Origin of the sequence: Moorena sp. SIO3H5 (genome assembly GCF_010692395.1) — a bacterium.
Lineage (GTDB): Bacteria > Cyanobacteriota > Cyanobacteriia > Cyanobacteriales > Coleofasciculaceae > Moorena.
The window spans coordinates 1-8,153 of record NZ_JAAHHS010000348.1; the positions used below are offsets into that span (position 1 = coordinate 1).

The 8,153-nt window shown below is 42.8% G+C and carries 11 protein-coding genes; 4 read left to right on the forward strand and 7 right to left on the reverse strand.

The genetic code is table 11. The features are described 5' to 3' along the window. From F6K52_RS27685 to F6K52_RS27695, 3 genes are all read left to right on the forward strand, one after another. Positions 1-152: RlpA-like double-psi beta-barrel domain-containing protein (locus tag F6K52_RS27685; protein WP_364420024.1), on the forward strand; the 152-nt coding region annotated here is incomplete at its 5' end. Between the two features lie 116 nt (positions 153-268). Continuing rightward, a complete protein-coding gene (locus F6K52_RS27690; protein WP_293086003.1) occupies positions 269-1,825 on the forward strand; it encodes a bifunctional pantoate--beta-alanine ligase/(d)CMP kinase in 1,557 nt (518 codons plus the stop codon). Between the two features lie 117 nt (positions 1,826-1,942). Next, positions 1,943-2,860 (forward strand): polysaccharide deacetylase family protein, encoded by a 918-nt coding sequence (locus tag F6K52_RS27695; protein ID WP_293086006.1) that lies wholly within the window; start codon positions 1,943-1,945, stop codon positions 2,858-2,860. A 655-nt stretch (positions 2,861-3,515) separates the two neighbouring features. On the opposite strand, the gene F6K52_RS27700 is transcribed toward F6K52_RS27695, so the two are convergent. Beyond that, positions 3,516-3,833, reverse strand: coding sequence for a hypothetical protein (locus F6K52_RS27700; protein WP_293086009.1), 318 nt, complete (start codon positions 3,831-3,833; stop codon positions 3,516-3,518). A 162-nt stretch (positions 3,834-3,995) separates the two neighbouring features. Here F6K52_RS27700 and F6K52_RS27705 point away from each other — a divergent pair, with 162 nt between their 5' ends. Then, positions 3,996-4,118, forward strand: coding sequence for a hypothetical protein (locus F6K52_RS27705; RefSeq protein WP_293086012.1), 123 nt, complete (start codon positions 3,996-3,998; stop codon positions 4,116-4,118). A 315-nt stretch (positions 4,119-4,433) separates the two neighbouring features. Here the strand turns inward: F6K52_RS27705 and F6K52_RS27710 are convergent, their stop codons facing one another. The 6 genes from F6K52_RS27710 to F6K52_RS27735 all read right to left on the reverse strand — a co-directional run bounded on the left by F6K52_RS27710 (position 4,434) and on the right by F6K52_RS27735 (position 7,993). Continuing rightward, positions 4,434-4,790 carry a hypothetical protein gene (locus F6K52_RS27710; protein WP_293086015.1) on the reverse strand — a complete coding sequence of 119 codons (357 nt, stop codon included), beginning with the start codon at positions 4,788-4,790 and terminating at the stop codon, positions 4,434-4,436. A 471-nt stretch (positions 4,791-5,261) separates the two neighbouring features. Continuing rightward, positions 5,262-5,465: a hypothetical protein gene (locus F6K52_RS27715; RefSeq protein WP_293086018.1), complete on the reverse strand. Its 204-nt coding sequence runs from the start codon at positions 5,463-5,465 to the stop codon at positions 5,262-5,264. A 135-nt stretch (positions 5,466-5,600) separates the two neighbouring features. Beyond that, positions 5,601-6,137: a Nif11-like leader peptide family natural product precursor gene (locus F6K52_RS27720; RefSeq protein WP_293086022.1), complete on the reverse strand. Its 537-nt coding sequence runs from the start codon at positions 6,135-6,137 to the stop codon at positions 5,601-5,603. A gap of 93 nt (positions 6,138-6,230) precedes the next feature. Further along, positions 6,231-6,566, reverse strand: coding sequence for a cyanobactin biosynthesis system PatB/AcyB/McaB family protein (locus tag F6K52_RS27725; protein ID WP_293086025.1), 336 nt, complete (start codon positions 6,564-6,566; stop codon positions 6,231-6,233). A 131-nt stretch (positions 6,567-6,697) separates the two neighbouring features. Further along, positions 6,698-6,865: a hypothetical protein gene (locus tag F6K52_RS27730; RefSeq protein ID WP_293086028.1), complete on the reverse strand. Its 168-nt coding sequence runs from the start codon at positions 6,863-6,865 to the stop codon at positions 6,698-6,700. 33 nt (positions 6,866-6,898) lie between these two features. Further along, positions 6,899-7,993 carry a hypothetical protein gene (locus F6K52_RS27735; RefSeq protein WP_293086030.1) on the reverse strand — a complete coding sequence of 365 codons (1,095 nt, stop codon included), beginning with the start codon at positions 7,991-7,993 and terminating at the stop codon, positions 6,899-6,901. Between the last annotated feature and the right edge of the window lie 160 nt (positions 7,994-8,153).

The following is an 8,153-nucleotide window of genomic DNA, read 5'->3' on the forward strand; positions in this document are numbered from 1 at the left end:
TTCTCAGAAATGGTCGCTCTGTCATTGTGCGGATTAATGATCGTGGACCTTATATTAGGGGTAGGATTATTGACTTGTCCAGAGGAGCTGCCAGAATAATTGGATTGGTAAGGTCTGGCACTGGGTCTGTGCGTATAGAGATTCTTTATTAAATTGATTAGTGATTAGTAAATAGAAATCTCCAGGAGTTGCCAAGGAATTCCTGGAGATTTCTATTTACATAGGACTATGTTGCTAACATCAATAGGGATCTAAACTCTAGAATCTTATGCACCTGTTTACAACAACTGCTGGATTACACTGCTACTTAGAACGTCAAGGTTCTGGCAAGGAAGTGGGTCTAGTAACCACTATGGGAGCCTTGCACAGCGGTCACTTAAGCTTAATTGAGCGCGCAAGACGAGAAAATTCCCTGGTCATTGTTACCATTTTTGTTAATCCTCTTCAGTTTGCACCAACAGAAGATTTTCAGGAGTACCCCCGTGGATTGGCTCAGGATCAAGAACTTTGCCAACAGGTCGGAGTTGATGCAATTTTTGCTCCCACTATAGACCAGTTGTATGGTGATAATTCAATGCCCACTGCGGACAAGGGTGATGAATTGACTCAAGTAATTCCACCCAAAGCCATGACCTCTGTTCTATGTGGTGTCTCTCGTCCTGGTTTTTTTCAGGGTGTGGCAACTGTCGTGCTCAAGCTGTTGAATCTGGTACGACCAAACAGAGCCTATTTTGGTCAAAAGGATGCCCAACAGTTGGCAATCATCCAGGGTATGGTGGCAGATTTTAAGTTACCAGTGACCATTGTGCCTTGTCCGATAGTGCGGGAAAAGTCCGGACTCGCTTGTAGTTCTCGCAATCAATACCTGACACCAGAGCAAAAAGCCCAAGCATCATTACTATATAAAGCGTTGCGTAGCGCTCAGAAAGCGTTTCAAGATGGATTATGCGATCGCATCAATCTGATGGAGAGGGTTAGCTCAGAATTAGCTCGAACCCAGGATATCCAGGTCGAGTATGTGGAATTAGTAGATCCTGTTACTCTGACCCCCCTCGAACAGGTTGAAGAGCAAGGATTATTAGCGATCGCAGTTCACTTAGGTACAACTCGTTTAATTGACAATATACTCCTGTCCCACCGTAAACCGATTGTGGCCATTGATGGTCCGGCTGGAGCTGGAAAATCGACCGTTAGCCGTTTGGTAGCCAAAGCATTAGGATTGATGTATCTTGATACTGGTGCTATGTACCGGGCTGTGACATGGCGGGTGCTCAAAGCAGGTATTGACTTGGAGGATGAGCCTGCGATCGCAGAATTAGTCAGTAAAATTACAATTAATCTGACTAATGATCAAGCAGGAGAGTCTGGGATTCAGGTGTGGGTTGATGGAGAAGAAGTTACCCAGGTAATTCGTTCACAGTCGGTTACTGCCAAAGTTTCTACGGTGGCTGCCCTTAGTTCAGTACGCCGTGAGTTACTCAAACAACAACAACGCTGGGGTCGTCAAGGAGGAGTAGTAGCGGAAGGTCGTGACATTGGCACCCATGTCTTTCCCAATGCAGAAGTCAAACTATTTTTAACAGCTTCTGTCCAAGAAAGGGCACGCCGCCGTCAGCAAGACCTGAAAAACCGGGGGCAAGAGGTGAGCTTAGAACAGCTGGAGCAGGAGATTCAACAGCGTGACCTAAAGGACAGCACCCGTGCCGTAGCCCCCTTGCGCAAGGCAGCTGATGCTATTGAAGTAAAAACCGATGGTATGAGTATTGCAGAAGTTACCGATTTTCTTGTCAATATCTACTATCAGCAATTGTCACCGGATGGCTGATCCTTAATCTTAAAAAGACAATTAGGCAACAGCTAGCCACCACTCTATAAGATGATGGTTAGTTACAGATGATAATTTACTTTCCTGGTATTTTGACAGGAGCAAAGGAGACCAATTTTGGCAAAACGTGAGGGCTTATTCTGGTCGCGCAGTACATGGATTATAATTGCTGCTATTCTAAGTTGTATGGCTGCCTACAGCTTGAAAACAGGTCGATGGGCTAACCAAAATATTGCTGCACTAATCACTAGGCAAATGCCACAGCAGCAAACTGACTCGAAGAAAGTTGAAACGTTAACTAAGTCGCCAGATAAAGGTTTGCAGCAAGGTATTGCTAAATGGGCAGAGCAAGAGAGAGGCAAGCAGATTAACTATGTTCCTCCCCAATTTCGGGGAAAATATATCGAGGACGTTGAGCTTAAAACTCCGCAGAAAGTGATTGCCTTGACCTTTGACGATGGTCCTTGGCCTAAGATGACCAACGATGTGCTACACATCCTAAAAAAATATAATGTTAAGGCAACTTTCTTCGTCGTAGGAAGAAATGTTTATCTATATCCAGAAGAGCTTAAGAAAATTGTAGACCATGGTCATGCCCTTGGTAACCATAGTTGGAACCACAGTTATTACTATCATAATACTTTAGCAGCTGCTAAGGAAATTGATAATACCACAGCACGGATTTACAAAACTATTAACGTTAAGACCTCTTTGTTTAGACCCCCTGGGGGGATAATGAACAATGGCTTAGTGGCTTACGCCCGAAAAAAAAATTACGTGATTGTAAAATGGTCAGCTGACTCAGAGGATTACTCGGTAAACCAACGTCGCTTGACCTATAATGTGCTCCGCAGAGCGAAACCGGGAGGAATTGTGTTACTCCACGATGGTGGCGGTAATCGTTCCAAGACGATACGAGCTTTACCGGTAATTATTACTGAATTGAGAAAGCAAGGTTACCAGTTTGTGACTGTACCGGAATTGTTGGCAATGGCACAAAAAGAGTTGGAAATGGCACAAAAAGAACAGAAGTGATATGTAATTATTTATCAACGGTTAATCCTTAGGTAAGCATTCAGCTATCAGCCGTCAGCCGTCAGCTTTTTAATAAAACAGGTAAGCCTTTGTTTAATCTCTTTTACGTCTGCTGCCAGGGATTCATAGTCTTGGGCTGATGGGCTTTTCCCCCAGGTTAAACGCCTATAAATTTGTCTTAAAAATTACAGTCAAAAAGTAAACAATAGTATCAAAAATCCATAATCAACCTGTTTATTCTCAATAAGCCCGATTCATTATCAATTATTTGCCCTGTTATTCTTGGTCGATTTGAGAGTACTCTACATTCTGGTTGTGTACGCAAATCCTCCTTTGATTTTTGTTCAAAGTCAGCGGAAAATTCGTTGACTTTGAACAAAAAAACTGCCTCTCTTGGTGCCTGTTCCCTTGGCGTTCGCGGAGCGGCGACCTAGGAGTTGGAAACCTCGCGCCAAGTCGCACCGCTTTAGGATCGGATTTATTCGAATTAAAAAAAAAAAATTAAGTTAATCAGATTTTTGTATGTTACAATTTCTACTAAATTATATCATGTCGGGATAATTACCCTTAATAAAAATCTCCCTATCTCCCCATCTCCCCATCTCCCCATCTCCCCACTCTCTCCTTAATTATGGGTATTAAACCAGACTTGATATTAGATGGGGGGATTTTTGATGCAGGAAAAGAAGTTACAAAGTTTTATCCAAAGTCCAATATCACTGGGGTATTCCTGAATCTGATCAGGAGGTTCAGGAATGGGGTTAGGGGTTTCCTTAGTACTACTTTCCTCAGATGAAACTTCCTCCAATGTTTCCTCGGCATCTTTGAAGGGAGAGGAGGAATCATTTTCTTTTTTTAGCTTCAACTCCCAAGAGTTCCTTTGGCTAGCTACTTCCTCTAGGGTCTCTTGTAAACCTGAATAGTTCTGGACAACCAATCTCCTGACGGGTGAAGCTTGATTTGGAAGTTTCATGCTGTTTTTTTCCCTTCTGAGATTTTGGATTTCATTAAGGGTGTTCAACTAGACTTTATATAGCGTTTCTCGCACTTATGAGGTACAGTATTATTTGAGGCTGATTCCCTTAAAACCCTCTTGAATATTGCATGCATGCCTTTTGCCTCTTGCCTTAAAGCGATGCAGCGCGGTCTTGGGGGTCTCCCCCATGAGCGACTGCATCAAGACAAGGATAAGCAATGTCGCTCACTCCTCCTGAGAATTGCTATATATATATTAATATTATTGTCGATAGCTCTCTAGGGCTTGCTGGATAAGTTGGAAAAAAACAACCTATGGATTATTTAGTTATTTAAGCTTAAAGTAAAATTGATAATAATTTTATCTCCAAAAAGGTGTTGTTTTGTTTGAAGCACTTTAAAAGACAAAAAAACTGCCGCAGCAGGGCGGACAGAATTTTAGACTAAAAACGTAATAGCAATAGCTGTTTCAGCAAGTATGAGGAAGTTTAGCCATAACTCGATTTAGGCTCAATCGTATGTTTAGAGATTCCCAATTTTCCCTCAAGAGCATTACGCATTCTCTCATGTTCATTCACCTTGATTAACAAAAAGACGATTAAATACTAAGAGGAGAAGGAGGAAGAGAAGGAAGAGCAGGAAGAGCAGGAGAAGGAGCAGCAGAACGAGCAGGAGAAGGAGCAGCAGAACGAGCAGGAGAACGAGGACACATCACACATTCACCCACACTTAGACCATTATCATTACGAGTTTGATAATAAAAACCCCCATTACCGCAACAATCATTCCTATCGATACTATAACCAATTAGATTTAGATCATTACAAACATCGCTGTAACAATTTACACCACGAGCAGCGTTCGCAACAACACCAGAACTGGAATTTGTCTTATACGCTAAATATGTAAAATTAGAAGAACGAGAAACAGGCAAGGACTGAATAGGAAGCTTCATAAGATTGATCCTTGTTTAAGTTTATTACTGTGGAGGTCGACAACGAACACACTGCCTGTTTCCGCGCTGGTCACGCGGTGACTGCCATGAAACTGCATAACGGTCACTACAGCAAGTATTCTGCGAAACGTTATTCTGTCGATGGAATTCGCCTGCTGTACAATTTGTTGATTCAGCCCCTCCTGTATTCATAAAGCATGTACCTCGATATGGATCTGGATCACTTGGAGCACTTGGGTTAGCACCTACTTTGAGAGATACATAACTCGCACCCAACGATTGCCTTAAAACGGGCTTAACTTGAACTGGAAGTTTCATGTTTATTGCTCCTTGTTTTAGTTGATTCGTCAATAATTTAGACAGAAATAGAGTCAGTTAGGAATGATTCCCTTCCACTTTCTGATCGCCTCAGCAATGAAGTAGGATTCATGCTCAAACTCCTGAAGGATCATTCCTACGAGACAATTAGTGCTAGAAAAGAGAGCGAAAAGTTTTGCTTAAAAGTTTCTTTGAGGACTTTAGTAATGGATCTACCAATGGACGTGCAGCTTTTGCCAATTCAACATATTCTTCTAGGGTAGCACTAGCTTCAACACCATTGACACCATTATGCAAGGACAGGGTAGTCCCGGAAACTTTTCGTTGAATGGGTGCAGTTTGTTTGGGTAATTTCATGATTCTTTCTCCTGAAGTGGGCTGTTACTTACTTAATTAGATATGAGTTTTCGCCTAACACATACCCTTACCAAGGGGGGACATGCCCAGCTTGAATGGGAAGTTTCATCACCGTTTCTCCTGAATCAAGTGTAATCAGATTCCCTGTGCGACCTCTTCAACATCTTCTGCTGTAAAGGAATAACCTTCCGCTTTACCGAGTTTGACTAGAACTTGGGCAAGGTTGCCTTTGTCAGTTGTTGTCTGCAGCTTCTCACTTAGCTTTTGTTGCAAGGCTGGATCTTGTTTAACATCTGTCAGAAAGTGTTCCAGGCTTCCCTGGGCCAAGGTGTAAAATGCTGAGATCAGCTCCTCAACAGAATTAGCACTCCACGATCCAGGCATTGTCATCACATCTTGAGCGGTAAAGTTGTAACCACCCTGAGTTTTGGCGAGAGCCAGCAATTGTTCGACAAAGGCACCTTTATCCGTTATCTTGTTCAGTTCTGCTAGCAGATTAGGGTCGTTTTGAACAACCCAGGAAAAATGTTGCAGGTTGCTTTGTTTCTGTAGCTTTGCCAGGAATTTGTCAACAATTTCAGTCAGTTGAACTGTCGGCTCAGCTTCTGAGGTACTCGGAGGTTTGCTTTTTTTTTTGGCTATTGTTCGATAAATGGCCTGGTGAATATTCATGGCTTTTATTACTAAGTTGAATCCTGGAGTTAGTTAGTGGAGGCAACACCATCAAATCGGCGCTCAACTTCTAAGCTAAGCAATACTTCAACTCTAAAGCCCACCACAGGTAGCTGAGCATCTTACTCTTGACTGTCCAGAGAATATCTGACAGCCACAGAAGTTGGCTGGCATCAAGAATCTCATCGGATTGTTATAGTTGGCACCATGAAGTAAATAAAATTTAAGATTGCGCAACTCATCCACTGCCTGTGCATCTATTAATATTTGCAGGTCTACTGTTGTGGAAGGGTCAATCAGGTCTGGTCTTTTAACGGGTACAGATTGCTTCGGTAGTTTCATAACTTGATCGCGTAATGGATGTTTACCTTTGTTAATGGGTCTGTAACTACCTAGCACAGACCAGTTTCCCCCATCAAATCCAATCAATTTGGACTCAGAATTTGAGGGTTACTTCCAAGCCTGATGGGGAGCAGGTCTTGCGTTGCAGAACAGATGAACTATCTACCATCAGAGCAAGCTTAAACCCATAAGGGGGCTAGAGATTTAGTACAAATGTTCTAATAAGTGACATGCTCCCAGCCTGATGCACCTGATTCATCTGACATTATGTATGTATTAAGTATTTCCTCAAAGGCATTATTGCTAGGTTTAACCCCTTTCTGGTTAGATATTGCTGCTGAGGTGGAAGGACGTTGAACAGGTAAAGCTTGCTTAGGACATTTCATGGTCGTTTCTCCTTTTTTAAAAAAAATATCTGACTAGAGCGCATCCCAAATTCTGGGTTGACCCATGGTCACCGGCATCATATCGCTAACATCAATTGTATATCGCAGGATTTTTTTGGCTCGTCTATCGTTTTCTGGGTCAAAGAACTTAAGCTTGACATCCCAGCAGTCTGAATCGACTCGGCAGAAGGGGCTTCGTTCAACCCCAATGGTATCAAGTTGCATAGACCCAGCACTTGAACTCGACGAAGTCTGTAGTACAGTCACTAAGGCATCTGCAAACTGAAATGCATTGGTCGCGGCATAGTTGAAAGCACGTTCTTGGGAGGTTTGACCAAGATTACGCAGATCGTAGTAAATGCGTTGTAGAAACGCTCTTAATGCATAACCGGTCGCCTCACTCACTTCATCCAACGTGGTGTCCTCTGCTATGCCGCCTGCGGTAACTGCGTCAATGACATCTTGGATTAAGACCTCAATGTGCCAACCGTACAGTCCTCGAAGATTATACAGTTCAAGTACAGGAACAACTTGACCAGAGAATAGTTGAACGGTTTTACCTGTTAAGATTCCTGGGACTGAAACTTTATCGATGTATCCTTTGTTGTAAGAGTTATCCTGAATTTGTGGCAAAGCCTGCCCCTCTAGAAACTTGCTCAATTGCTTGTACACCAATTGAGCAGATGGACCTTTCGGCTCAATAGCATAAATGGGGGTCAGCTCTAGATTCAATGTCCAAATCAAGGATTGAGCTTCTGATAGGTTGTCTGTTCCCTCATTACGCTTAACTTCATAGTAGTTGTGCTCATCTAGATCCAGATTATCATTGTCATCGAGATCGGGAGTACCCAGAAGATAGTTAGTCATCTGCCTCACATCAAATGGATTAGCAGGAACAGCAGTATCAATATTGCCATATTCTGCTAAAAGTTCTCTATTAACGTTTTGAGAATCCACTAAGGGCATCAGCTGCTTAAAGCTATCTTGACGAGCCTCTGTAGCAAAGTCATAGCCAATGGTGCCGATTGCGTAAACCAAAGCCTTTGACCCACTATCACAGTCACATCCCATGGAAGGGACGACACCGCTAGGGTTAACCCTAGTAGAAGCAACGGTGTTAGCAGTCATAGCGGGTACCGCACCCATCTGCTGATAATGAACCTTTGAAGAAGTCTTTGGTGTAGTCTTCTAGAGCCTCTTTGGCCAAAAGACCAATCACTTCCTTGGCCAGATAGCCACCAGCACTAGGAATTCCCCAAACTGCTAACCAATCCAGCATGATATTGGT

Excerpts from the sequence above, each read along its gene's own strand:
- F6K52_RS27715 (WP_293086018.1), bottom strand. The coding sequence starts at position 5,465 with ATGAAATTACCCAAACAAACTGCACCCATTCAACGAAAAGTTTCCGGG.
- F6K52_RS27710 (WP_293086015.1), bottom strand. The coding sequence starts at position 4,790 with ATGAAGCTTCCTATTCAGTCCTTGCCTGTTTCTCGTTCTTCTAATTTT.
- F6K52_RS27730 (WP_293086028.1), bottom strand. The coding sequence starts at position 6,865 with ATGAAATGTCCTAAGCAAGCTTTACCTGTTCAACGTCCTTCCACCTCA.
- F6K52_RS27705 (WP_293086012.1), top strand. The coding sequence starts at position 3,996 with ATGCAGCGCGGTCTTGGGGGTCTCCCCCATGAGCGACTGCATCAAGAC.
- F6K52_RS27720 (WP_293086022.1), bottom strand. The coding sequence starts at position 6,137 with ATGAATATTCACCAGGCCATTTATCGAACAATAGCCAAAAAAAAAAGC.
- F6K52_RS27735 (WP_293086030.1), bottom strand. The coding sequence starts at position 7,993 with ATGACTGCTAACACCGTTGCTTCTACTAGGGTTAACCCTAGCGGTGTC.
- F6K52_RS27690 (WP_293086003.1), top strand. The coding sequence starts at position 269 with ATGCACCTGTTTACAACAACTGCTGGATTACACTGCTACTTAGAACGT.
- F6K52_RS27700 (WP_293086009.1), bottom strand. The coding sequence starts at position 3,833 with ATGAAACTTCCAAATCAAGCTTCACCCGTCAGGAGATTGGTTGTCCAG.